Here is a 24,303-nt window from a genome sequence, read left to right as displayed (position 1 = left end):
ACATCATAACTGTCAGATATATATCAGGCAGAAGGGACCCGTTATCGGGATCTTCTGTCTTTTTGTTATGCATGCATATGGAGCGGAGAAAGGAGGGGGATAAGGATGAAGAATAGGACAATGGACAAGGGAGTTGTAAGGTATAGACGAGGGTATGCGGCGAATGAGGAAATGATGGAACAGGCGTTTGACGGGTTTCGCCATGGAGCTATCAAGACCGAAGTGTCAGGGAGTTTTTCTCAAAGTGTGAGGTGTATACGTTATTCAGGATCGGGTTGGACTGTTGGGTTGGGCATACTCTCCATTGTCTTGCTGCTTGCAGGATGTCTGAGTCGGGGATTGTATTATTCAGCGGATCTGTACCCTGTCCTTTTGATCGCAGCAGGAAGCGTATTCATCCTGTTTTTTCTTTTCCTTGTCGGTATTCGTCCACAGAAGGAGAGTGAACGAATACCCGTGTCATTAGGACGAGGGCAGGGGGACATCGAACGAATCGTTGAGAAAATCTTTCGATTTTCGGGAATGTGGCGGGTGTTGTGGCCGCTGGGGATGATGACATGTTATGGACTACATGCATGGGCAGGCTCGGTGAGTAAACAGGGCAGCATGGATGAGATGCTGCGTTGGAGCCTGCTTGCGCTGTTTACCCTGCTCACCGTAATACTGGCTGCGCGCACGGATGGTGCGCGTTGGTTAGCTTACGGTTGGCAGATGGCAGGCGGCTTGTTTGTGCTAAGCGGTATGCTTGCCGTGTGCGGGATATTGCCTCTGCCCTTCGGGGTGATGCGGACTGCTGACCCCGAGATCAGCTCCGCCGGAGCAAGGCTCGGCGGATTATTGCAGTACCCTAATGCGTACGGTGCCATTGTTGGCATGTACGCATTGGAGCGGCTGATAGCCGCCGCGCGAGTCATAGCCCGGCCTGTGCCGGCCGGGCGACTCATCGCGGCAGTGCTGCCGCTCATGCCCGCGCAAGCCGCGCTCCTGCTGAGCGAGTCGCGCGGCGCTTGGCTGGCGACCGGCTGCGCCGCGGTCGCCGCCTTTGCTTTGCAGCGGCGCGGTGCCCGCCTGCCGCTGCTGCTGGCCATGGCCGCGCCACTAGCGTGCGCGGCCTGGCTGTACCGCCAGCTGGCTGCTGCCCAGCTGGCGCCTGCACCTGTGCCCGGCCTGCTGGCACTGGCCGGGGCATGGGCAGCTGCGCTGCTCGGCACGCTGCTGCTGTGCCGCCTATGGCACAGCGGCGCCGCCAAGGCTCCGCGCGCCGCTGCCCTGACGGCCATCGTGCTGGCGGGGGCGGCCGCCGCACTGATGGCCATGGCCTCCACCGCCGATCGCCTGGCGGCGGGTGTCGGCACTGGGATGTCCCGCCTACAGATGTGGCGGGATGCCCTCCAGCTGTGGACCGAGGCCGCATGGCTTGGCCACGGGGGAGACACATGGCGCAACATGTTTCGCGCCATTCAATCCTCGCCTTATGTCGGAGGCGAGGTTCACAACGGCCTGCTTGATCTCGCCCTGGACACGGGCATGATCGGCATCCTGCTTGTCGCAGGGTGGTTTCTCCTCACCCTGCGAAGCATGTTTCATTTTGCACCACAGCTCATGCCATCCGTGCTTATTTTTGGCCTGCATGGGGCGATGGACTTTGACTGGAGCTTCACACTATTTTGGATGCTCTTCATCTGGCTCGGTGCTTGGGCAGCAGCATTGAAGACGGAAGCAGAGAGAGTCCACCGATCGGGCGGAACTGTGGAATACACTCCCTCCAGATCCATATGGGGATCTCAACCCAGATCTCTTTTTTTGCGATATTTACTAACCCAATCCCACCCAACAACTGTCCCGATGCGTTCCTTCTTTCATATTCTTCAACGAGTAACTGCTCGGCTAATAAGGGTATCCACAGTGATGATCATCCTTTTCTGGATTGGTGGGACAGTCTGGCTGACCTCCCAATATGCCGTAGCAGAAGTGCAATACCGTCAGGCAATGTCTGAACCGGATGGCACTCCAGCACAGAAGGTGCATCTTATGGCTGCCCTTCAGTCTAACCCGAATCGACCGGATATCGTGATATCCCTTGCACGATCTCTCCCGGGACGAGAAGCAGAATCACTCCTTTTGAACAGCCTGTCCCATTCCCCGATGCACCCTCAGATTTACATCGAACTGGGACGATTGGCGGCCCAATTCGGCGAAGGACAGCAGGCTGGAGAATATTTTGACCAAGCGATCGCATTGAATCGGTATGATGGCATTGGCCAATCCGCGGCTTTGTATTGGATGGAGCAGGCAGCGCGGCGAGAATGGAAGGCAGGATATAGAGATCGAGCCCGACAGACTGCCGCCGCTGGTGTCCAGATGTACGAACGGTACCAACTGTTGGCTGAGGAAGTGAAAGCAGGACACGTTCGCAATGACCGCCGTTTTGTAATTGAAGAACATGTTCAAAACTATGGAGAGAACCTGCGCAAGCTTGCTTCTGTTTCTTCTCCTTGAATCACTGCTGGATCTTGACGTTTACCCAAGCGATATAATAATGGATGTCAGCGTCTAAAAATTCTGGAAGTCCAAGCTGGCTGCTCCTTGCGGATGGGAGTACGATTTTCTAAGGAACACAGGACGTCTTATTTGGCCTTTAGCTCATCCTTTTAAATTGTAAGGAACATCAGACATGTTATTTACCTAAATCCCCTGACAAAAACGTTATAAAAGGCAAAAAATCCCGATATAACGTGTCTGAGATTCCTTAGATTTCTAAGAAGGCTTCAAATCCCTGAATAAGACGCCTCAGATTCGTTACCGCTCGTGGGGTTTAAGCATGAACAATTACTCGGTGTTTATGTTCATACTCCCTGTGGTGCTCATTGCTCCCTGTAGTGGTCGGCTCCATGCTCTGCTCCAACCGTAAGCCAGAGGACAATCCCAAATTCCACCCAGAGGGAAGCTTTTCATTCCTGCATTCCTACAGACGATATCCGCCAAATGCATGCTGAAACGCATCTTTTAATGGTTCAACATCTACTTCCCACATCACGGCGATCTCTGCACTGACATCCGTGTTCCACCACTCACATAATTTCTTGCGGTTGTCGCGATTCTCCCCAATCCAGAGCAGATTCGCAATCACCTTACCGTAATAATATTCTTCTGCCTGCTTCATCCGTTCGGGAGAGACATATACTTTTAACCTTTTGGCTGTCCGGTACAATTCCTTGCTGCATGCTCTGCGAATTCCTCTGGCGGAAGGAAGGTTTTGACCGGATTGCGTATGTTTGACCGGTGGAGAACCGGGTATTGACTTGTGTGACATCTTCTCACGCTCCTCTCCCCATACCATATGCGGACTGCTGCAAACGGGACACTATCCCAACCTCGTGAAGTAGCAACGTCCACAGCCCTGTGATAAAATAGGGACGAACATCCATGGTGCGGAGGGGCACCGCCAATCAGGATGGAGAAAGAGGGTTGAGATGGACTTTATTCATAACCTTGTTGGCCAATTGTTCGATTGGATTCAAAGTCTTGGGTACTTTGGAATCATGCTTGGATTAATGTTGGAAGTTATCCCAAGCGAAATTGTGCTGGCGTATGGAGGTTTTCTCGTTTCACAAGGTAATATCAACTTCTTCGGTGCTATGATTTTTGGTACGGTGGGCGGTGTGATTGCCCAGTTATTTATTTACTGGATTGGCCGTTATGGCGGCAGACCTGTACTTGAACGCTACGGTAAATACATACTCATCCAGAAAAAACACATCGACCATTCCGAGGAGTGGTTTCGCAAGTATGGTACAGGTGTCATTTTCACGGCGCGTTTTGTTCCGGTGGTAAGACATGCCATCTCCATCCCGGCTGGCATCACGAAAATGCACACAGGCAAATTCATCTTGCTTACTACACTCGCTGTTATACCCTGGACTGCATTGTTTATATATTTAGGGATGATTCTTGGGGATCAATGGAAGCATATTGATGAGAAAGCGGCGCCATATGTTATGCCTATTTTGCTTGTCGCTCTCGCCCTTATGATCGTTTATGTACTTATTAAATGGATGAATGTTCGTAAAAAGAAAGGAAGTGTCTAGTCATGGGTAAACCCAACTTGTCTCACAAATTCGGTAAAGGTCTGCCACCGAAGGATTTTATCGAAAGTATGACCAAGAACCAAAGTGAATTCCAGGCCAACTATGATAGCTTTACTTGGTCGAACGAAGAGGATCGTGAGTTTTTTGAGAGTCTGAACCATCGCGATGATCTGCGTGTGTTAATTCTGGCTGCTGACTGGTGTGGGGATGTTGTACGTAATATTCCAGTTGTGTTTCAGGCGCTTGAAATTTCAGGAATCCCAACGGAAGTTCTGATTATGGAGAACCATCCTGAAGTGATGGATGAGTTCCTGACGATGGGTGGCCGTTCCGTGCCAGTCGTTATTTTCACAGATACTGGTGGACATGTGCTCGGTCAGTGGGGACCTCGTCCGCAGCATGTACAGGAAGTTATGATAGAATTCAAACGCCTTAATCCGGATCGTGAAGCAGCAGATTATCAAGAGAATTTGGCTGTAGCTCGTCAAGAGATTGGTAAACGTTATGGGGAAGGAACGGAGTCACATGCGGCCATTATCCGTGAGCTGCGTGAACTGATTTCGGGTTACTAAGCCGATATGCTTAACATTCGTACGTTTACACTAGGCCCGCTTCAGACCAATGCGTATCTTCTACAAGGAGATGATCCAGGTAAAGCCGTCATTATCGATCCAGGCATGAATCCGGGGCCGCTGCTTAAAGCGATCCAAGACATGGAGATTGAAGCCATTCTCCTCACGCATGCTCACTTTGATCATATGGGCGGGGTCGATGAGATCCGTAAATTGAAGGGCTGTCCCGTTTATCTTCATGACTTGGAGAGTGACTGGCTTACCACCCCGAAATTAAATGGATCCTTGAATTGGCCGCAGGCGACACCACCGCTTTCGACAGATCCTGCTGAATATGCCATGGACGAAGGACAGAAGCTGAATCTGATTGGACATACGTTCAAAGTGTTCCATACACCTGGACATTCACCAGGCAGTGTAAGTTTGCTTTGTGAGAACGATCTATTCGCCGGTGATGTGCTGTTCCGCATGGGTGTGGGCAGAACGGATCTCACGGGAGGACGTGAACGGGATTTGATTGATTCGATCCAGAACAAGCTGTATACCTTTGGCGATGAGGTGAAAGTGTACCCAGGCCATGGCCCAAAAACGACCATTGGTTATGAGAAACAGAACAATCCTTACGTGTCTGCAAGATAATCCGACATGTTATGTGAAGAAAGTCTGGACAAGTGACAACTTTTTCATTAGAATAGCAATTAGTTGTTACAAGCGTTAAGGCATCATCTAACTGAAGTAATACCAAGAAACACCCAACCTCGCGAAGCACGCAGACTGTGGTCTATACCCGGTTTGCGTTCTTTTTTTGTTTTCAGCCCCTTTTTATCACAGAATTAGCCTTTTTTACGCTACATAGAGATGCAAGATGCGCTTCATCACAAGCCAGTTTGAGACAATAGCAAGTACAGATTGATTTAGAAATGATGAGTTTAAGAAAAATAGTATATAAGTTGAACTAATCATTTACACAATAACGGAGAGGACAGAAAAAAACTGAAAAAGCGAAGCTACAAGCTTTCTGCAAGAAAGCTACTTCGAAAGCATACACTTCGCCTAAAAGCTTTCTGAAAGAAAGCTGCATCGGAAGCATACGCTATCCCCGGATTTTCCCTTTAAGAAAAGGGAATCAAAAAATCCGGGGATAACAGCGATTGGAAGGTTATTCTGTCATCGTAGTGTCAGTGTAAATAATCTTTAGTTCAACTTATATAGATCATGAGAGTGGGGAATATCAAAGTGGAGAAAACAAGAGTTATTCCGTTGAATCAGCGTGTCGAGTATCCGATTATTGAAGAAAACCGTCACACAATAGAAAGTGGGAAAAGAGAAACGGGTACTGAGCGAGCTTTAATACATAACCCTGGCGTGACCAATGAAGTGATGAAGTCTCAGCAGAATATATGGACAAGCCGTGTTTTAAGAAACGGAGCCCGCAACCAACCGTGGTTCGACAAGCTGCAAGATTACCGGAATCAAGTCTGATTGCCCGGGAAATTGTCGGGTTTAATTTTTTTTTGATTCCATTGAACCTTTCTACAGAGTCAGTCGTATTAACTCCAGATTGAACGGGAAGCAGGTGATGATCATGATAAAGGCAGCTGAGCTGGAAGAGGTACGCAGAGCAGTATCGGGAGACGATAGCGCACTCGCAGCGTTGTTGCAGCGTCACTACACGTTTGTGTATAAATATCTTGTCAAAGTTACGATGGACGCTAACCTTGCAGAAGAGACGGTGCAGGATACAATGATTCGTTGTATGGAAAATATCCATCGATATGATGGCACGTCTGCCTTTTCATCATGGATGATCACCATTGCGACCCGCATCTATATCGACAAGACAAGACGTAAGAAGAGAGAACAGAACTGGCTTGCTCTCATCCGGGATCAGGCTGTACGTCGATTCCGCTGGCAGCTTGAGAGTCGGAATGAAGAATGGACAGATGTCATGGATGCGATGACAAGGCTGACACCCGAGCATCGTGTGGCAGTGCTGCTGAAGCATTATTATGGATACGGGTATGACGAGATCGGGGAAATGCTGGGTATTCCTGCGGGAACGGTGAAGTCACGCACAGCTTATGGTCTCCGTCAGTTAAGAAAGGAGCTGGAACAGGGATGAGCAGATCAGATGATGCACAAGAACAAGAAGTTGTAGAACGATTGCAGCAACACATGAAAGTGCTGGATGATGCATTTGAGCCGACAAGTATTCCTTCTTTGGGTGCACTTGAAGCCCAAGTCAGAGAACGGAGACAGATCAGACGCCGAACCAATTGGATCGAGATGATATGTTTCTGGTTGGTTGGATTGCTTGTCATTACGTTCGGGGCATTATTTCTCGTATCTGCTCCAGCTCTATATTTAGGTATCCAGGCTCTTGGTACAGCTGTTGCGGTGATTTTGGCTGTGATCTGGGCCGGACGGCGCCGGAAGGAGGTTCGTCATGAATAAAATGCATTATTCATTGGATGAAATTTCTCCACTATGGCTTATATTGCTTGGCATTTTCCTCCTGGTTCAGGGCACATGGATCTTTCAGGACGCACGCAGACGTGGACGTTACCCTTGGTTATGGGGATTATGGGGAATCACAGGATTCCCCACGCCGCTCATCATATATTGGTTTGTCGTAATTCGATCACAACGCAAGCCAGGTGGACGAAGTCAGAAATAACATCATTTTAAAAATGGAAAAAAAGATTTTGCACAAATATGTTGTTTAATTCTAGTATTCCTAGACATCGTTATTCTTTTCTAGTAGACTATACAAATAAATATTAAGATAGACTACCAGGAGGTTAGACGATGCTGCGATTAGGAGAGAAGGTTGTCATCGTCGCGGATGCGTTTGAGCAGAATCTTCCTGTGGGGGAATATGGTTTCATCATCGCTTATGACCGGAATCCGGACAATGCGTTCGATTACGTGCTTCGAGTGCCGCAGGTGAATCGGAACTTTTTTGTTCCATCCGGCGACGTCGATCTGGAAGAGGTTCTGCTGAAGCAGGAAGCTGAGCGGGTCGAGCGAGAAGCGTTGATAGATTACGCCCTTGCGACACACAATGAGAAGCTGTTTCATCATCTGATGAACGGAGATTTTCAAGCTGTGGAAGAGGAAGAGGAAACCGCGAACGATGTTATGTCACAGGCGGATTTTATAAAGCAGGTTAATCTGCGTGCATGGATTTAGAATTTGAGGAGTCGGCTGATGCCGGCTCTTTTTTATATTATAAGTTTGTTTTTAGCTTCCCGGATGCCTGTCAGGTCATTTGCATTGAATTGTCGAACTATCTCACCTATAATGAAAAAAGTTATCTTGAGACTTTAGCCCGTTAAACGAGCGATTCGTTTCAGGTCGTTTCGGGAATCAGAACGAATGAAGGAGGCATCCGCTAATGAGTATTTCGAATAATGACGTTCAGCATGTGGCCAAGCTGGCCCGACTCAACTTGACTGCTGAAGAAGAACAGACCCTGACAGGTCAGCTGAACGCGATTTTAAAATATGCAGAAAAGCTGAATGAGCTGGATACGGAAGACATTGAACCTACCACTCATGTTCTGCACGTAAGCAATGTCATGCGTGAAGATGAGACCAAAGAAAGCCTGTCGATTGAACAGGTGATGCGCAATGCACCGGAAGAAGAAGACGGGCAGTTTAAAGTGCCTGCTGTAATGGAATAACGGATAACCGGAAGGAGGACAAAAACTGTGAGTTTATTTGAACAATCGTTGCCTGAGTTACATAACAAGCTGCATGCCAAAGAGTTGTCGGTCAGCGATCTGGTGGATCAGGCGTATCAGAACATTGGCGCGCATGATGATAAAGTTAAGGCATATTTGGCACTGGATGAAGAACAAGCACGCGCTCGTGCACGTCAACTGGATGACCGTCTGGTGAGTGGCGAGGAGAAAGGTTTGCTTTTTGGTCTGCCTGTAGGTATTAAGGATAACATCGTTACGAATGGACTGCGCACGACGTGCGGCAGCCAATTCCTTCGTAACTTCGACCCGGTGTATGACGCGACAGTTGTCGAGAAATTGAAAGCTGCGGACACCGTAACTATTGGTAAACTCAACATGGACGAATTCGCCATGGGCGGCTCCAATGAAAATTCAAGTTTCTCCCCTGTACGTAATCCATGGGCACTTGATCGTGTTCCAGGAGGTTCCAGCGGTGGTTCTGCAGCAGCTGTGGCTGCGGGAGAAGCATACTTCACGCTTGGATCAGATACAGGTGGCTCCATCAGACAGCCTGCTTCGTATTGCGGTGTTGTTGGATTGAAGCCGACGTACGGACTTGTTTCCCGCTTTGGTTTGGTAGCATTTGCATCATCTTTGGATCAGATTGGTCCTTTGACGAAAAATGTTGAAGATTCTGCTTATGTATTGCAAGCCATTGCTGGTTATGACGCCAAAGATTCGACATCTGCAAAAGTAGAAATCCCGGATTATTTGAGCGGACTGACAGGTGATGTCAAAGGGCTTCGCATTGCTGTTCCGAAGGAATACATCGGTGAAGGCGTCGATCCACAAGTGAAAGAAACGGTTTTGTCTGCATTGAAAGTTCTTGAAGGGCTCGGGGCAACATGGGAAGAAGTATCCCTTCCGCATACCGAATATGCGGTAGCTACGTATTACCTGCTGGCATCTTCAGAGGCTTCTTCGAACCTGGCTCGATTTGATGGTGTACGTTATGGCGTGCGTGCAGACAATCCGGACAACTTGCTGGATCTGTATCATCAGTCCCGTAGCCAAGGCTTTGGTCCCGAAGTGAAACGGCGTATCATGCTCGGAACGTATGCCCTCAGCTCGGGTTACTATGATGCCTATTATCTGAAAGCACAGAAGGTACGTACATTGATCAAACAGGATTTCGACAATATATTTGCCAAATATGATGTCATTATTGGACCAACTGCACCAACTACGGCGTTCAAACTGGGTTCACAGGTGGATGATCCACTTACAATGTACTTGAACGATATTCTAACGATTCCAGTCAATCTGGCTGGTGTACCTGCTGTTAGTATTCCATGTGGATTCTCGGATGGATTGCCTGTTGGTCTGCAGATTATCGGTAAAGCCTTTGATGAAACAACCGTATTGCGTGTAGCGCATGCGTTTGAACAAAATACAGAATTCCACAAGCAGCGTCCGCAGCTGTAGACTGCCCGGAACGGAGGAATATAGAAATGTCCGCATCTAAATATGAAACGGTCGTTGGACTTGAAGTCCACGTGGAGTTGCATACCAACTCCAAAATTTTCTGTGGCTGCTCCACAGCTTTTGGAGCTCCACCGAACACGCATACCTGTCCGGTCTGTCTCGGACATCCGGGCGTACTGCCTGTTTTGAATCGTCAGGCGGTAGACTACGCCATGAAGGCAGCGATGGCCCTCAATTGTACGATTGCTGATGTCAGCAAGTTTGACCGTAAAAACTACTTTTACCCCGACTCACCAAAAGCCTATCAGATCTCGCAATTCGATCAACCGATTGGTGAGAACGGCTGGATTGATATCGAAGTGAATGGTGAAACGAAACGAATTGGCATCACACGTCTTCACTTGGAAGAAGATGCAGGGAAGCTTACGCATATCGATGGCGGATACGCTTCTTTGGTGGACTTCAACCGTGTCGGTACGCCGCTCGTGGAGATTGTATCCGAACCTGAGATTTCTTCTCCGGAAGAAGCACGTGCGTATCTTGAAAAATTGCGCGCAATCATGCAGTACTGTGATGTATCAGACGTGAAGATGGAAGAAGGTTCACTGCGTTGTGACGCCAACATCAGTTTGCGTCCACATGGACAGGAGAAGCTGGGAACAAGAGCCGAGCTGAAAAACATGAACTCCTTCCGTGGTGTTCAACGTGGTCTCGAATATGAACAATATCGTCAAGCTGAAATTTTGGATGATGGCGGTGAAGTGGTTCAGGAGACGCGTCGCTGGGACGAGGCGCAAGGAAAAACACTGTCGATGCGTGGTAAGGAACAGGCGCATGACTACCGTTATTTCCCGGACCCGGATCTCGTGAAGCTGCATATTGATGCAGCCTGGAAAGAGCGCATCAAGGCTACCATACCTGAGCTCCCAGACGAGCGTAAAGCCCGTTACACGGCTGATTATGGGTTACCTAGCTATGATGCAGAGGTTATTACTTCATCCAAGGCTATAGCTGATCTTTTCGAAGATAGCTTGAAATTCACTCAGGATGCCAAATCCGTATCCAACTGGATCATGGGCGACCTGCTGGGTTACCTGAATACGAGCAATCTTGAGGTGACTCAAGTCCCACTGACAGGCCAAGGTCTGGGTGAGATGATCGGATTGCTGGAGAAGGGCACCATTAACAGCAAAATCGCCAAAACGGTATTCAAGGAAATGCTGGAGAGCGGCAAGCTTCCACAGCAGATCGTTGAAGAGAAGGGTCTTGTACAGATTAGTGATGAAGGTGCCATTCTTGCCATCGTTGAGCAGGTTGTGGCGAATAATCCTCAATCCGTGGAAGACTATAAAGCTGGTAAACAAAAAGCCATTGGCTTCCTTGTTGGTCAGGTTATGAAAGAAAGTAAAGGCAAGGCGAATCCCGCTCTAGCCAACCAACTGCTTGCAGATGTGCTGAACCGCTAATCCTTCCGGTGAGGCCGGACAGAAAGAGGCTCGTCCCTGTGACAGCCTCTTTTTGGTATTGATAGATACAAATGTATTTCGGACGGGGGAAATGATATGAACATTCAACCATTGTCACTGAGTGATCTGGAGACGTTGGGACAGTTATGGAGACTACAACATGTGGCCTATCGATTGGAAGCCGAAATCATCGGATTTCAGGAGATTCCTCCTTTGATGGATACGATGGAGACACTTCGGGATTGTGGAGAGAGTTTTTATGGTTGCATCCATGATGACGGAGAGCTTATCGGGGCTGTCGCTGTAGCGGAGGAAGAGGAGAACACACTGACCATTACACGAATGATGGTGCACCCGGATCACTTTCGCAAGGGAATTGCGGCATCTTTGATGACGTATGTGTTGGTACAGCATGCGGATCTTCCGCGTTATATCGTCTCCACAGGAACGCTGAATCAACCTGCAGTGAATCTGTACACCAAATTTGGTTTTAATCCCGTGGAAGTCACACAGATTGCACCTGGAGTGGAATTAACGACTTTTCACAAGAATAAACTTTAATAATATGAACAACTTGAGGAGGAATACCGACTTTGGGCGATCCATGGTTCATTGATGAGTGGCACATTTTATTACGATTATTGCTGGCTATGCTGCTTGGAGGGCTCGTAGGCCTGGAGCGGGAACGGTCCAATCATGCTGCCGGTTTGCGTACCCATATCCTGGTATGTCTTGGCTCTGCACTAATTATGATGTTGTCTGTTTATGGCTTTAAAGATTTTGCTAATGAATTAAACGTAAGGATCGATCCAGCACGTCTGGCTACTGCTGTAATTACTGGTGTCGGATTCCTGGGAGCAGGGACCATTCTCTTCACGGGAAAATCCATTACTGGACTGACTACAGCTGCTTCAATCTGGGTTGTTGCAGCTATTGGGCTTGCAGCAGGTGCAGGATTCTTTTTTGCCTCTATCGTATCCACCGTTCTGGTATTGCTTAATCTCTGGGTCTTTAACAAATTAGAGCTGAGGTATTTACGAGGGAACAAGATGCATGTTGTTACACTTCATACTTTGTCAGAACCAGGTTGTCTCGAACAACTGTCTTCATGTATGGAGCAGGAGAAGATCAAAATTCGTAAAATCACCGTGAATGAACAAGACCTGGCATATGCAGAGATGATATCGGTTGAACGCAAAATTGAGATTGTGCTGCATGTTCAGGTACCGCATGATTTCCAAACGGTAGGCTTGGTATCCAAGTTAAGAGAATGGGAACACGTTACCAAGGTGTCGATCGAATAAATGAATTACAACCCTCCCCAGGCCAGTAGTGCCGGAGGGTTTTTGGTCATATCCATATTTCTTCCAGTTACTCTCCTTGCTCTTTAGGGTACTATCTAACCAAATGCATGAAGAGCGGAAGGTCAGATCAGAAGAGAGGAGTATGTTATGAAACGTAGACGTCAATCGAACCAAAAGACCCGTACAGTCCAGACCAAACCGGTCAGGAATCGGACGCACAAGTTTATTGCGGGATTACTGAGTGCCATTATTCCTGGTCTGGGTCATATTTATCTGAGGTTGTACATGAGAGGTTTGACCTTTATGCTGCTTGTTTTGCTTGATCTGTCAGCAGTGTTGTACTTCTCATCTATTGGTATACAGATCAATGTGCCATTGCTCATCTTACTGGCTTTGTGTATTCCGGTTATTTACTTTTACAATGTATATGATGTGTTGCAATCTGCGGATTGGGTCATGATGCGCAGACGTAGAGCAGTAACCCAGGCAACTTCGGACAAGCCGCTATCCAATGAACGTTCTATACGAGATGCAATGATGGTCTGGGAGAGAGGCATATCGTTCGGATTACTCCTGATTGTGGGAGGATCATTGATGGTGCTGTTCTTTCGCAAACCACGCTGGTTTCAAGAGCTCCTGGCCGTGTACGGCGGGTATTCATTTGCGGTTCTCATGATCGTAGGAGGTTTGCTCCTGTTCGGGCGTGAATTCTGGGTGATGTTGAACAAGAAAAAAATGTAGTCGAAACGATACAAGGGGGGAACGTGATGAACCGTAAAGTCCGGGTTGGCCGCTATACGGCTGCCGCCTTAATCATAGCGGTCGGTGTGCTGTTGATTTTGGATAAACGGTGGGGAACTGACTATGTATATGAGATGGCGGACTGGTGGCCATTTTTGCTCGTTGTTTTAGGTGTTGAATATATTGTGCTATTCCTGTGGACACGCAGAAGAAACAAGGTGCAATCGGATAACCCGAGCAATCCTGAGGAGCAAATCAAAGTACGTTTCAGACCCGATGCCAAAGGCATTCTAACCTCACTGATTTTGGCGGCTTCCGTATTTATCGTCACCGAGCAGGATCACTACATGCACTTATGGAATAGAGTGAGTCTAAATCTCGGAGCGGCATCCATGGACTACAGTCAAGCGGCAGGGTATATGGAGGATAAGGGTACAATTCGTGTACCTGTTGGAATGGATACGTCAGATCTTGTGGTAGAAGGTGTGAACGGAGATATCTCGGTGCAACGGGGAGACACGGAGGAGATTGAAGTACGAACCGTGATCTGGGTAGATCAGACGACGGAAGTACAGGCGAAGGCCGTAGCAGATGCCTCTTTTGTGGAGACCGACGGTACGAAAGTGATTCATATCAAAGCTACAGGCAAGACGTATGGGGACAATGAGAAAACACAGCCGCGTATGAATCTTACCATTACGATTCCGGATGATCGTCGCTTTAATCTGGATATTCGAACTTCCAATGGAGCCATATTATTAAACCGTCCGGAAGCGATTAGTACCATACTCGCCGAAACGGGTAATGGACGTATCCGAATTACCAATGCGGTTGGGGATATCTCAGGAAAGACGTTGAACGGGGATGTCATTGTAGCTAATGCCATTGGTAATGTGGATCTGGACAGTAACCGTGGAGACATGAAGGCTCGGGGTATTTCCGGCGATGTAGATCTTACTACTCAAGTGGGAAGTATCAGTATCGCGGACTCCGTTGGTGAATTCACCGCAGAGACACGCAACGGCAATATTACGCTGGATGGAGCCAATCTGGGAATCAAAGCCCAATCGCTTAATGGCAGTATTAACATCGTATCTGCCAAAGTCGGAGGGGACTGGGATGTATACAGTGCGGTGGGAGCCATTAACGTATTACTTCCTGATCGTGGAGACTACAGTCTTGCAGGTTCCAGCAGTTATGGAGATCTAAGTACGGATCTGCCTTTCAAAGTACAGAATAAAACCATAGAAGGCCAGCTCGGTGAGGGTGAATACAGAGTCAAAATCGAAGGAAACAGCGATCTATCCATTCACCGGAATCCGGCTGTATCTACGCCTGAAACAACCACAACCGATTCTGAAGATACGGCTGAAGATCTGGAACAGACTACCGAGGACGGAGCAAATTCCCAGGAGGATTCTACCGAGGTTCCTTGACTGCCGCGTTGACAATAAACTTGTAATCGCCGTACAATAAATGTACACTGGCAAGATTACACGGCATGAAAGATGGATTGTCGTTCTTCATGGCCGGGAATCAACTCTGTGCGAGGAGACAGTATCTTACTCTTCACCAGAGAATGAAAGGTAAGGCGGTGGGTTTTATGGCAACACGTGTCCAACATGCGTTGGAGCATCTGAAAACGACCGGTGTCCGTATTACACCCCAGCGTCATGCCATATTGAACTATCTGATGGAATCTATGGGGCATCCGACAGCCGATGAAATTTACCGAGCCCTTGAACCCCAATTTCCCAGTATGAGCGTGGCAACGGTATATAATAATTTGAAGATGTTTCTGGAAGCTGGCATGGTCCGGGAATTGACATACGGAGATAATTCAAGTCGCTTCGATGCCAATGTGACGGATCATTATCATGTTATCTGTGATCAATGCGGCAAAATTGAAGACTTCAGCTATCCTTCACTCAAAAGTGTAGAACTTCAGGCGGAGTCTAGTACAGGATTCGAAGTACACGGTCACCGATTGGAAGTATATGGCGTTTGCAAAAGTTGCAGGGATTAAGAGAGTTGAATTACAATATTAACGTGCAGAATTCAGTATGGATTCTTCACGTTTTTTTTTTAGCATTTATGCAAAACACTCATTTTCATAACAACTTATGCGTACATCCTTATGATCCAGCATAATTAATGGAGGTAGACGTTTGGGTAGAAAAAGCAGATACACACGTCAGAAGAGACGTTCATTTTGGCCCGGTTTTCTCGGGGCTTGTCTGATCGCTGGGGGGGCTTACTGGCTTATAACGAATGTATGGTTGAACCAGACCCATGAAGACCCCGATTGGGTGGGAAGAAGCCAGCCTATTTTTGTAGATGGGCAACTGATGGATGGAGACGCTCTGGGTACAGGAGATCAACTCAAGTTGCCCGTAAAGGTGCTGCAAGAAGCAGTTGATGCGGGCATACGTTACGAACCAGAGTCGGGCGATATCATTATTGCCTCCTCTCAGCGAGTTCTCCATATGAAAGAGGACAGCACACAAGCAGAACTTAATCACAAAGATTACCCTATGACGGTTAAGCCTGAGGTGAAGGATGGGGAAGCATACATTCCGCTCAAACCATTGAAGGAAGTGTACGGCATCGCCATACAGGAAGATTTGGTAACAGGTGCTGTACTGCTGATGCGTGGAGGAGACACGATACAATATGCTGAGATTGATACGTTGTCATCCAAAGCGGACAAGACGGTGCCGTTATATAAACGTGGGGGTGAATCCTCACCAATCATTGCCGATATGGAAAAGGATGCACGGGTACGTGTATGGCAGACGGGTGATGAACAGAGTTATGTTCAACTCGATAATGGATATGCCGGATATGTAGATAATGACCATATTGCACTCACGGAGAAAAAGAAGGTGGACACGCCCAAGTTTACGCTGACTGCAGCAGAGAAGAAGTGGCAGAATAAACCGGTAAATCTGGTTTGGGAAGCCGTGTACAACCGTCAGCCTGATGTGGGCTCTATCGGTAAAATGCCTGGTGTGAATGTGGTTAGCCCCACATGGTTTCATATTACGGATGGACAGGGCACGGTGAAAAGCAAGGGAAACCAAGCTTATGTGAACTGGGCTCATCGTTCGGGTATGGAAGTATGGGGACTCATGGATAACAGCTTTGACCCGGACATTACCAAAGAAGCTGTAGCTTCTTACGAGACACGCACTCATATTATTGAGCAGATGTTGGAGTATGCACAGACGTATCAACTGGATGGTATCAATATCGACTTTGAGAACGTTTATACAGATGATGGTCCGAATATTACGCAGTTTGTGCGCGAGATCAAAGCGATGGCACGCATACATGGGTTGATGTTATCGATCGATGTAACCCCAAAATCGAACAGTGAGATGTGGTCTGCCTTTTTGGATCGCCGTGCATTAGGTTCTTTTGCAGACTATGTTATTGTGATGGCTTATGATGAACATTGGGCGGCCAGTCCTAAGGCAGGTTCGGTAGCGTCTCTGCCTTGGACCGAGGCTTCCATGAGCCGCATACTTGAGGAGGACGAAGTCCCTTCTAACAAGTTGATCATGGCGGTTCCGCTTTATACACGGATATGGACGGAAGAGACAAATGATCAGGGTGAGGTTAAAGTGTCTTCCAAAGCGGTAGGCATGAATACCATTGTGGAGTTGATCCAAGAGAAGAAACTCAAACCTGAACTGGATCAGGCAAGTGGGCAGAACTATGTGGAATATAAGGAAGACGGAGCGACCAAGAAAATATGGGTCGAAGATGCCGTGTCCCTTCAGGCGCGGGTGGATTTGATTGCTTCGTTGAAGCTGGGCGGAGTAGCAGCATGGAATCGGAGTTTTGCTAATGCTTCTGCATGGGAGGTATTAAAGCAGGCTGGTTACCAGAAATAATTTACTTGAACTCTGACTGTCTGCTTGCTTCAAATTATTTTGGCTAAGTTCAAAGTTTCTCATTGGATACCATCATACGTACAGTCTACCGTTATATTGGTCGTAGAACTTATAACATAATTTCATATCTTAGCTATTGATAACAGTAATAAGGGCTCACTTATAAGCCAAGTCCAAAAAGGTCCGGTAAACATACCGGGCCTTTTTTTGTTCTTCAATGAAATTAAGGTAAAAGACAGTTAGAGTTGAAGATCATTTTGTGCTAACCATCGGTGGGGGGGACTTGTGTAGAAGGCGCTTTCAGTTGTTGACTGGTCATATTGGCCTTGTTAGGGTCCAGGGTGAGGATGGTGTGACAGAACATACAACGATCCGTTTTGCCCAGCATTTTGGTTAACTTCCCACATTCCGGACAGTCGACTTGCACTGCACTGGTGGAGAGCATACCCGCCCAGAAATAAATGACTAGGCTGGCCATCATGGCAATCAGTCCAATGACGAGTCCTACAGCTGCGAAGACCTTGCCTGCGTGTCCCCAGAAAACAATCCCGGCTGTTCCCAGTATCATTAGGCCCATACCTAGCATGGTCAGTAGTAATCCCCAAGTGCGAAAAGCATTAATTTTTGCTGATTTAAAAATCATGAAAAATGCTCCTATCGTATGAGTAGTATTGGACCTGGAAAAGAAGGAAACTTCAGTCTGGATGTAGAATTACATTATAACTGACTTGGCGCTTATCTGCCATGAAATGTATGGAGGGAATCGTGGAATTAAAGAACCTTGCTTTTTTGTCCGAACAGTCGGAAGAGACAGGGGCAGTTGGGGCTATCGCTTATTCCCACCCGGGAGAGCGATTCCACGGCTCCCTAATTCAAGATTTCGAATTATTAGTACTTGTTGTTCATAATGATGATCAATTGAAGTCGGCGGTGGGACATTACAGATATGGTGATTTGCGTTATCAGATGATCTATGCGAGCCGTCAAGAATTAAAGAGTAGTGTAGTTACCGGGAATCATAATAATCTCACCCAGTGTCTGATTGAAGGTGAGATTATCTGGGAAGCGGACAGCACCTTAAGTGATTTGCGAGAAGAACTGTCTGCCTTTGGGGCGGAATTGCGCGAGCAGAAGCTGCTTCATGAATTCACCAGTTTCTTGAGAATGTATGTGGAGGCCAAACGTCATATTCAGGAAGGTCATGTTGTAGACGCCTACTACAATGTATTAGAAGCTCTGGGGAACTGGGCAAGAATTGTATTGATTGAACAGGGGATATACCCGGATCATGCCGTTTGGACACATGTGCAGAATCTGGATCGCGCTTTATGGAAATTATATCAAGAGCTTACCGTAAGCTCGGAGACGCTGGAGCAGCGAGTAGAACTTGTCCTGCTTGCCTGTGAGTTTTCGGTAATGTCCAAAATGAGTGAATGCTCAGAACTGCTGCTGCGTGTGCTAAGAAGTCGCAAGGAGCCGTGGAGCATGAATGAGCTTGTTCATCATCCGCAGTTAAGATTTGTTCGAGAAGATCTGCCTTTGGTTATACGTAAGCTGGTCTTTCGTTCTATTGTAAAAGAATCGGCAGGATGGCCATCGATCGGAGGAGAGGGCCGGGAAATTCGGTATTGGATTGAGGTATAACCTTCTCCGAAGCCTGAAATTTAATTGATCACATAAGGGAGGGGAAACCTTCCTTTTTTGTTTGATTAATAATTTATAAAAAGGTGTTGACTCTCATTCACGATATATGATACATTATATTTCGTTCTTCAAACGAGATTATCGTCAACAAACGATAAATTCTTCAGAGGAAAAGTGAAGAACTAAAGCTTCAAAAAAAGAAATTAAAAAAAGTTCTTGACGAAAACAAACGAAATGTGTTACATTATTTAAGTCGCCGCCGAAACTTGGTTGAGACGAAAAAGAAGTAAAACAAATCGTGTTTGATCTTTGAAAACTGAACAACGAGTGAGTAAACATTCTGCTTGCAGAATGAACGCGAAAGTTCGAAACAAGCCTTGGCTTGAATCGGCTGGAGCACAAATGAGATATTAATCTCGTCAGATTCAAAATGAGCTTATCGCTCTTTTCAATACTTTATTGGAGAGTTTGATCCTGGCTCAGGACGAACGCTGGCGGCATGCCTAATACATGCAAGTCGAGCGGAGTTGATAGGAAGCTTGCTTCCTTGATACTTAGCGGCGGACGGGTGAGTAACACGTAGGCAACCTGCCCTCAAGTTTGGGACAACTACCGGAAACGGTAGCTAATACCGAATAGTTGTTTTCTTCGCCTGAAGGAAACTGGAAAGACGGAGCAATCTGTCACTTGGGGATGGGCCTGCGGCGCATTAGCTAGTTGGTGGGGTAACGGCTCACCAAGGCGACGATGCGTAGCCGACCTGAGAGGGTGATCGGCCACACTGGGACTGAGACACGGCCCAGACTCCTACGGGAGGCAGCAGTAGGGAATCTTCCGCAATGGGCGAAAGCCTGACGGAGCAATGCCGCGTGAGTGATGAAGGTTTTCGGATCGTAAAGCTCTGTTGCCAGGGAAGAACGCTTGGGAGAGTAACTGCTCTCAAGGTGACGGTACCTGAGAAGAAAGCCCCGGCTAACTACGTGCCAGCAGCCGCGGTAATACGTAGGGGGCAAGCGTTGTCCGGAATTATTGGGCGTAAAGCGCGCGCAGGCGGTCATTTAAGTCTGGTGTTTAATCCCGGGGCTCAACCCCGGATCGCACTGGAAACTGGGTGACTTGAGTGCAGAAGAGGAGAGTGGAATTCCACGTGTAGCGGTGAAATGCGTAGATATGTGGAGGAACACCAGTGGCGAAGGCGACTCTCTGGGCTGTAACTGACGCTGAGGCGCGAAAGCGTGGGGAGCAAACAGGATTAGATACCCTGGTAGTCCACGCCGTAAACGATGAGTGCTAGGTGTTAGGGGTTTCGATACCCTTGGTGCCGAAGTTAACACATTAAGCACTCCGCCTGGGGAGTACGGTCGCAAGACTGAAACTCAAAGGAATTGACGGGGACCCGCACAAGCAGTGGAGTATGTGGTTTAATTCGAAGCAACGCGAAGAACCTTACCAGGTCTTGACATCCCTCTGACCGATACAGAGATGTATCTTTCCTTCGGGACAGAGGAGACAGGTGGTGCATGGTTGTCGTCAGCTCGTGTCGTGAGATGTTGGGTTAAGTCCCGCAACGAGCGCAACCCTTATATTTAGTTGCCAGCACTTCGGGTGGGCACTCTAGATAGACTGCCGGTGACAAACCGGAGGAAGGTGGGGATGACGTCAAATCATCATGCCCCTTATGACCTGGGCTACACACGTACTACAATGGCCGGTACAACGGGCTGCGAAATCGCGAGATGGAGCCAATCCCAACAAAGCCGGTCTCAGTTCGGATTGCAGGCTGCAACTCGCCTGCATGAAGTCGGAATTGCTAGTAATCGCGGATCAGCATGCCGCGGTGAATACGTTCCCGGGTCTTGTACACACCGCCCGTCACACCACGAGAGTTTATAACACCCGAAGTCGGTGGGGTAACCGCAAGGAGCCAGCCGCCGAAGGTGGGATAGATGATTGGGGTGAAGTCGTAACAAGGTAGCCGTATCGGAAGGTGCGGCTGGATCACCTCCTTTCTATGGAGAATCGTTTCCCGAGTGGAAACATTCAAAAAGTCTTCAGGAAGCATGCTTCCGAAGCGAGCTTTACTTCGTAAAGCTTTCAACTCACTCGTTGCTCAGTTTTGAGAGCTCAAACTCTCAAACAGCTTGCTTTTGCATGGAGCTTGTTCTTTGAAAACTAGATATCGAAACGAAACAAACGCGAATTAGAACATTCCTTTAAGCTGAACTTGTGCAAACAAGTGAAGTGTTTATAAGGTAGATAAATGCTGTTGCGATGGTATCGAGTGGGAGCGACTTTTGGCTTTGCGTAAGCAAAACAAGGGAAGCGAGCGGTCGAAACCGGAGCAATTTGGTTAAGCTACTAAGAGCACACGGAGGATGCCTAGGCGCTAGGAGCCGATGAAGGACGTGGCGAACAACGAAACTGCCTCGGGGAGCTGTAAGCAAGCTTTGATCCGGGGGTGTCCGAATGGGGAAACCCAGCTGGGGTAATTTCCAGTTACACCTAACTGAATACATAGGTTAGTGTGAGGCATACCAGGGGAACTGAAACATCTAAGTACCCTGAGGAAGAGAAAACAATAGTGATTCCGTCAGTAGCGGCGAGCGAACGCGGAGAAGCCCAAACCAGAGAGCTTGCTCTCTGGGGTTGTGGGACGTCTCACATGGAGTTACAAAGGAACCGGTTAAGCGAAGAGGTCTGGAAAGGCCCGCCAAAGAAGGTAAAAGCCCTGTAGTTGAAAGTCTGTTCCCTCCGAGACGGATCCCGAGTAGTGCGGGGCACGTGAAACCCCGTATGAATCCGGCAGGACCATCTGCCAAGGCTAAATACTTCCTAGCGACCGATAGTGAAGCAGTACCGTGAGGGAAAGGTGAAAAGCACCCCGGAAGGGGAGTGAAATAGAACCTGAAACCGTGTGCTTACAAAAAGTCAGAGCCCGTTTTAGGGGTGATGGCGTGCCTTTTGTAGAATGAACCGGCGAGTTACGTTCCCGTGCAAGGTTAAGGTGAAGAGCCGGAGCCGCAGCGAAAGCGAGTCTGAATAGGGCGAATGAGTACGTGGACGTAGACCCGAAACCGGGTGATCTACCCCTGTCCAGGGTGAAGGTGCGGTAACACGCACTGGAGGCCCGAACCCACGCACGTTGAAAAGTGCGGGGATGAGGTGGGGGTAGCGGAGAAATTCCAATCGAACTCGGAGATAGCTGGTTCTCCCCGAAATAGCTTTAGGGCTAGCCTCGGAAAACAGAGTCGTGGAGGTAGAGCACTGATTGGGTGCGGGGCCCGCAAGGGTTACCAAGCTCAGTCAAACTCCGAATGCCATAGACTTACTTCCGGGAGTCAGACAGTGAGTGCTAAGATCCATTGTCAAAAGGGAAACAGCCCAGACCATCAGCTAAGGTCCCCAAGTGTGTGTTAAGTGGGAAAGGATGTGGAGTTGCACAGACAACCAGGATGTTGGCTTAGAAGCAGCCACCATTGAAAGAGTGCGTAATAGCTCACTGGTCGAGTGACTCTGCGCCGAAAATGTAACGGGGCTAAACACACCACCGAAGCTATGGCTTGGATCGACTTCACTGCTTCTTTGAGGCGTGTTGTCCACAAGGACATTTTTGTCTGACAAGAGATTCTATTCTTGGATGACCAAATGCTTCCCAGGGGATAAACACAGGGCTTCGAAGCTGGAGTGAAGTCGATCCAGGGGTAGGGGAGCGTTGTATAAGGGTTGAAGGTGTACCGTAAGGAGCGCTGGACATTATACAAGTGAGAATGCCGGTATGAGTAACGAAAAGATCAGTGAGAATCTGATCCGCCGAAAGCCTAAGGGTTCCTGAGGAAGGCTCGTCCGCTCAGGGTAAGTCGGGACCTAAGGCGAGGCCGAAAGGCGTAGTCGAAGGACAACAGGTCGAAATTCCTGTACCACCGTAAGCCGTTATGAGCAATGGGGGGACGCAGTAGGGTAGTGACGCGGACTGATGGATGTCCGTCTAAGCAGTAAGGCTGATGTGTAGGCAAATCCGCACATCGTAAGGCTGAGCTGTGATGGGGAGCGAAAATTGTAGTAGCGAAGGTCATGATCTCACACTGCCAAGAAAAGCCTCTAGCCAGGTGAAGGTGCCCGTACCGCAAACCGACACAGGTAGGCGAGAAGAGTATTCTAAGGCGCGCGGAAGAACTCTCGTTAAGGAACTCGGCAAAATGACCCCGTAACTTCGGGAGAAGGGGTGCCCCGGTAGTGTGAATAGCACGAGGGGGCCGCAGTGAAAAGGCCCAAGCGACTGTTTAGCAAAAACACAGGTCTGTGCGAAGCCGTAAGGCGAAGTATACGGGCTGACGCCTGCCCGGTGCTGGAAGGTTAAGGGGAGTGGTTAGGGAGCAATCCCGAAGCTGTGAACCGAAGCCCCAGTAAACGGCGGCCGTAACTATAACGGTCCTAAGGTAGCGAAATTCCTTGTCAGGTAAATTCTGACCCGCACGAATGGCGTAACGACTTGGGCGCTGTCTCAACGAGAGATCCGGTGAAATTTTAATACCTGTGAAGATGCAGGTTACCCGCGACAAGACGGAAAGACCCCATGGAGCTTTACTGCAGCTTGATATTGAATTTGGGTACGATCTGTACAGGATAGGTGGGAGCCTTTGAAGCGTGAGCGCCAGCTTGCGTGGAGGCAACGTTGGGATACCACCCTGATCGTATCTAGGTTCTAACCTGGTACCGTAATCCGGTGCGGGGACAGTGTCAGGTGGGCAGTTTGACTGGGGCGGTCGCCTCCTAAAGAGTAACGGAGGCGCCCAAAGGTTCCCTCAGAATGGTTGGAAATCATTCGAAGAGTGCAAAGGCATAAGGGAGCTTGACTGCGAGACCTACAAGTCGAGCAGGGACGAAAGTCGGGCTTAGTGATCCGGTGGTACCGCATGGAAGGGCCATCGCTCAACGGATAAAAGCTACCCTGGGGATAACAGGCTTATCTCCCCCAAGAGTCCACATCGACGGGGAGGTTTGGCACCTCGATGTCGGCTCATCGCATCCTGGGGCTGAAGTAGGTCCCAAGGGTTGGGCTGTTCGCCCATTAAAGCGGTACGCGAGCTGGGTTCAGAACGTCGTGAGACAGTTCGGTCCCTATCTGTCGTGGGCGTAGGAAATTTGAGAGGAGCTGTCCTTAGTACGAGAGGACCGGGATGGACGTACCGCTGGTGTACCAGTTGTTCCGCCAGGAGCACCGCTGGGTAGCTATGTACGGACGGGATAAACGCTGAAAGCATCTAAGCGTGAAGCCCCCCTCAAGATGAGATTTCCCAGTATGTAAGACCCCTTGAAGACGACGAGGTAGATAGGCTGGGGGTGGAAGTGCAGCAATGCATGGAGCTGACCAGTACTAATCGGTCGAGGGCTTATCCAATAGCAAGTGATAATTCGCATG

General features: G+C 48.5%; 21 protein-coding genes and 2 rRNA genes. 21 read left to right on the top strand and 2 right to left on the bottom strand.

What is annotated here, in order from left to right; translation table 11 throughout:
* Positions 1-105: 105 nt before the first annotated feature.
* Positions 106-2,499 carry an O-antigen ligase family protein gene (locus tag ABTV53_RS23710; protein ID WP_433747135.1) on the top strand — a complete coding sequence of 798 codons (2,394 nt, stop codon included), beginning with the start codon at positions 106-108 and terminating at the stop codon, positions 2,497-2,499.
* A gap of 466 nt (positions 2,500-2,965) precedes the next feature.
* Here ABTV53_RS23710 and ABTV53_RS23705 read toward each other — a convergent pair whose 3' ends face one another.
* Positions 2,966-3,313 (bottom strand): dehydrogenase, encoded by a 348-nt coding sequence (locus ABTV53_RS23705; protein WP_433747132.1) that lies wholly within the window; start codon positions 3,311-3,313, stop codon positions 2,966-2,968.
* Positions 3,314-3,473: 160 nt separating this feature from the next.
* Between ABTV53_RS23705 and ABTV53_RS23700 the strand changes: the two genes are divergently transcribed.
* From ABTV53_RS23700 to ABTV53_RS23620, 17 genes are all read left to right on the top strand, one after another.
* Positions 3,474-4,088 carry a DedA family protein gene (locus ABTV53_RS23700; RefSeq protein ID WP_036607012.1) on the top strand — a complete coding sequence of 205 codons (615 nt, stop codon included), beginning with the start codon at positions 3,474-3,476 and terminating at the stop codon, positions 4,086-4,088.
* Between the two features lie 2 nt (positions 4,089-4,090).
* Positions 4,091-4,660 carry a thioredoxin family protein gene (locus ABTV53_RS23695; RefSeq protein ID WP_433747128.1) on the top strand — a complete coding sequence of 190 codons (570 nt, stop codon included), beginning with the start codon at positions 4,091-4,093 and terminating at the stop codon, positions 4,658-4,660.
* A gap of 6 nt (positions 4,661-4,666) precedes the next feature.
* Positions 4,667-5,299 carry an MBL fold metallo-hydrolase gene (locus tag ABTV53_RS23690; protein WP_433747125.1) on the top strand — a complete coding sequence of 211 codons (633 nt, stop codon included), beginning with the start codon at positions 4,667-4,669 and terminating at the stop codon, positions 5,297-5,299.
* A gap of 597 nt (positions 5,300-5,896) precedes the next feature.
* Positions 5,897-6,142, top strand: coding sequence for a hypothetical protein (locus ABTV53_RS23685; RefSeq protein WP_433747123.1), 246 nt, complete (start codon positions 5,897-5,899; stop codon positions 6,140-6,142).
* A gap of 103 nt (positions 6,143-6,245) precedes the next feature.
* Positions 6,246-6,782, top strand: a complete 537-nt coding sequence (gene sigY, locus ABTV53_RS23680) for an RNA polymerase sigma factor SigY (protein WP_433747121.1) — start codon at positions 6,246-6,248, stop codon at positions 6,780-6,782.
* Positions 6,779-7,114 carry a YxlC family protein gene (locus tag ABTV53_RS23675; protein ID WP_433747118.1) on the top strand — a complete coding sequence of 112 codons (336 nt, stop codon included), beginning with the start codon at positions 6,779-6,781 and terminating at the stop codon, positions 7,112-7,114. The genes sigY and ABTV53_RS23675 overlap by 4 nt, the downstream gene beginning before the upstream one ends.
* Entirely contained in the window at positions 7,107-7,337 is a 231-nt protein-coding gene (locus ABTV53_RS23670; RefSeq protein ID WP_433747115.1) for a sigmaY antisigma factor component, read from the top strand. Before ABTV53_RS23675 ends, ABTV53_RS23670 begins: the two co-directional genes overlap by 8 nt.
* Positions 7,338-7,468: 131 nt before the next feature.
* Positions 7,469-7,852, top strand: coding sequence for a hypothetical protein (locus tag ABTV53_RS23665; protein WP_024631336.1), 384 nt, complete (start codon positions 7,469-7,471; stop codon positions 7,850-7,852).
* Positions 7,853-8,057: 205 nt separating this feature from the next.
* Positions 8,058-8,345 carry an Asp-tRNA(Asn)/Glu-tRNA(Gln) amidotransferase subunit GatC gene (gene gatC, locus ABTV53_RS23660; RefSeq protein WP_036607033.1) on the top strand — a complete coding sequence of 96 codons (288 nt, stop codon included), beginning with the start codon at positions 8,058-8,060 and terminating at the stop codon, positions 8,343-8,345.
* Between the two features lie 27 nt (positions 8,346-8,372).
* Positions 8,373-9,830, top strand: a complete 1,458-nt coding sequence (gene gatA / locus ABTV53_RS23655; RefSeq protein ID WP_433747112.1) for an Asp-tRNA(Asn)/Glu-tRNA(Gln) amidotransferase subunit GatA — start codon at positions 8,373-8,375, stop codon at positions 9,828-9,830.
* Positions 9,831-9,856: 26 nt separating this feature from the next.
* A complete protein-coding gene (gene gatB, locus ABTV53_RS23650; RefSeq protein ID WP_062836483.1) occupies positions 9,857-11,296 on the top strand; it encodes an Asp-tRNA(Asn)/Glu-tRNA(Gln) amidotransferase subunit GatB in 1,440 nt (479 codons plus the stop codon).
* Between the two features lie 96 nt (positions 11,297-11,392).
* Positions 11,393-11,857 (top strand): GNAT family N-acetyltransferase, encoded by a 465-nt coding sequence (locus tag ABTV53_RS23645; protein ID WP_433747109.1) that lies wholly within the window; start codon positions 11,393-11,395, stop codon positions 11,855-11,857.
* A 32-nt stretch (positions 11,858-11,889) separates the two neighbouring features.
* Positions 11,890-12,600, top strand: coding sequence for an MgtC/SapB family protein (locus ABTV53_RS23640; protein ID WP_433747107.1), 711 nt, complete (start codon positions 11,890-11,892; stop codon positions 12,598-12,600).
* Between the two features lie 147 nt (positions 12,601-12,747).
* On the top strand, positions 12,748-13,341 hold the full coding sequence (locus tag ABTV53_RS23635; RefSeq protein WP_433747104.1) for a hypothetical protein: 594 nt from the start codon (positions 12,748-12,750) through the stop codon (positions 13,339-13,341).
* A 26-nt stretch (positions 13,342-13,367) separates the two neighbouring features.
* Positions 13,368-14,777, top strand: coding sequence for a DUF4097 family beta strand repeat-containing protein (locus ABTV53_RS23630; RefSeq protein WP_433747101.1), 1,410 nt, complete (start codon positions 13,368-13,370; stop codon positions 14,775-14,777).
* Positions 14,778-14,944: 167 nt separating this feature from the next.
* A complete protein-coding gene (perR, locus tag ABTV53_RS23625) occupies positions 14,945-15,367 on the top strand; it encodes a peroxide-responsive transcriptional repressor PerR (RefSeq protein WP_026081471.1) in 423 nt (140 codons plus the stop codon).
* A gap of 142 nt (positions 15,368-15,509) precedes the next feature.
* A complete protein-coding gene (locus ABTV53_RS23620) occupies positions 15,510-17,240 on the top strand; it encodes a glycosyl hydrolase family 18 protein (protein WP_433747099.1) in 1,731 nt (576 codons plus the stop codon).
* 262 nt (positions 17,241-17,502) lie between these two features.
* On the opposite strand, the gene ABTV53_RS23615 is transcribed toward ABTV53_RS23620, so the two are convergent.
* Positions 17,503-17,883 carry a DUF2614 family zinc ribbon-containing protein gene (locus tag ABTV53_RS23615; RefSeq protein ID WP_433747097.1) on the bottom strand — a complete coding sequence of 127 codons (381 nt, stop codon included), beginning with the start codon at positions 17,881-17,883 and terminating at the stop codon, positions 17,503-17,505.
* A 122-nt stretch (positions 17,884-18,005) separates the two neighbouring features.
* Between ABTV53_RS23615 and ABTV53_RS23610 the strand changes: the two genes are divergently transcribed.
* From ABTV53_RS23610 to ABTV53_RS23600, 3 genes are all read left to right on the top strand, one after another.
* Positions 18,006-18,884 (top strand): nucleotidyltransferase-like protein, encoded by an 879-nt coding sequence (locus ABTV53_RS23610; RefSeq protein ID WP_433747094.1) that lies wholly within the window; start codon positions 18,006-18,008, stop codon positions 18,882-18,884.
* Positions 18,885-19,340: 456 nt separating this feature from the next.
* A 16S ribosomal RNA gene (locus tag ABTV53_RS23605) occupies positions 19,341-20,893 on the top strand.
* A gap of 339 nt (positions 20,894-21,232) precedes the next feature.
* Positions 21,233-24,282, top strand: a 23S ribosomal RNA gene (locus ABTV53_RS23600).
* Together the 16S and 23S rRNA genes form the textbook arrangement of a ribosomal RNA operon.
* Positions 24,283-24,303 lie beyond the last annotated feature (21 nt).

This window comes from Paenibacillus amylolyticus, assembly GCF_050990605.1.
Classification (GTDB): Bacteria; Bacillota; Bacilli; order Paenibacillales; family Paenibacillaceae; genus Paenibacillus; species Paenibacillus amylolyticus_H.
The sequence above is the reverse complement of the archived record's forward strand: the minus strand, read 5'-3'. Positions and strand labels throughout refer to the sequence as shown.

Coding starts and splice junctions, on each gene's coding strand:
- ABTV53_RS23710 (WP_433747135.1), top strand. CDS start 106: ATGAAGAATAGGACAATGGACAAGGGAGTTGTAAGGTATAGACGAGGG.
- ABTV53_RS23705 (WP_433747132.1), bottom strand. CDS start 3,313: ATGTCACACAAGTCAATACCCGGTTCTCCACCGGTCAAACATACGCAA.
- ABTV53_RS23700 (WP_036607012.1), top strand. CDS start 3,474: ATGGACTTTATTCATAACCTTGTTGGCCAATTGTTCGATTGGATTCAA.
- ABTV53_RS23695 (WP_433747128.1), top strand. CDS start 4,091: ATGGGTAAACCCAACTTGTCTCACAAATTCGGTAAAGGTCTGCCACCG.
- ABTV53_RS23690 (WP_433747125.1), top strand. CDS start 4,667: ATGCTTAACATTCGTACGTTTACACTAGGCCCGCTTCAGACCAATGCG.
- sigY (WP_433747121.1), top strand. CDS start 6,246: ATGATAAAGGCAGCTGAGCTGGAAGAGGTACGCAGAGCAGTATCGGGA.
- ABTV53_RS23675 (WP_433747118.1), top strand. CDS start 6,779: ATGAGCAGATCAGATGATGCACAAGAACAAGAAGTTGTAGAACGATTG.
- ABTV53_RS23670 (WP_433747115.1), top strand. CDS start 7,107: ATGAATAAAATGCATTATTCATTGGATGAAATTTCTCCACTATGGCTT.
- ABTV53_RS23665 (WP_024631336.1), top strand. CDS start 7,469: ATGCTGCGATTAGGAGAGAAGGTTGTCATCGTCGCGGATGCGTTTGAG.
- gatC (WP_036607033.1), top strand. CDS start 8,058: ATGAGTATTTCGAATAATGACGTTCAGCATGTGGCCAAGCTGGCCCGA.
- gatB (WP_062836483.1), top strand. CDS start 9,857: ATGTCCGCATCTAAATATGAAACGGTCGTTGGACTTGAAGTCCACGTG.
- ABTV53_RS23645 (WP_433747109.1), top strand. CDS start 11,393: ATGAACATTCAACCATTGTCACTGAGTGATCTGGAGACGTTGGGACAG.
- ABTV53_RS23635 (WP_433747104.1), top strand. CDS start 12,748: ATGAAACGTAGACGTCAATCGAACCAAAAGACCCGTACAGTCCAGACC.
- ABTV53_RS23630 (WP_433747101.1), top strand. CDS start 13,368: ATGAACCGTAAAGTCCGGGTTGGCCGCTATACGGCTGCCGCCTTAATC.
- perR (WP_026081471.1), top strand. CDS start 14,945: ATGGCAACACGTGTCCAACATGCGTTGGAGCATCTGAAAACGACCGGT.
- ABTV53_RS23615 (WP_433747097.1), bottom strand. CDS start 17,883: ATGATTTTTAAATCAGCAAAAATTAATGCTTTTCGCACTTGGGGATTA.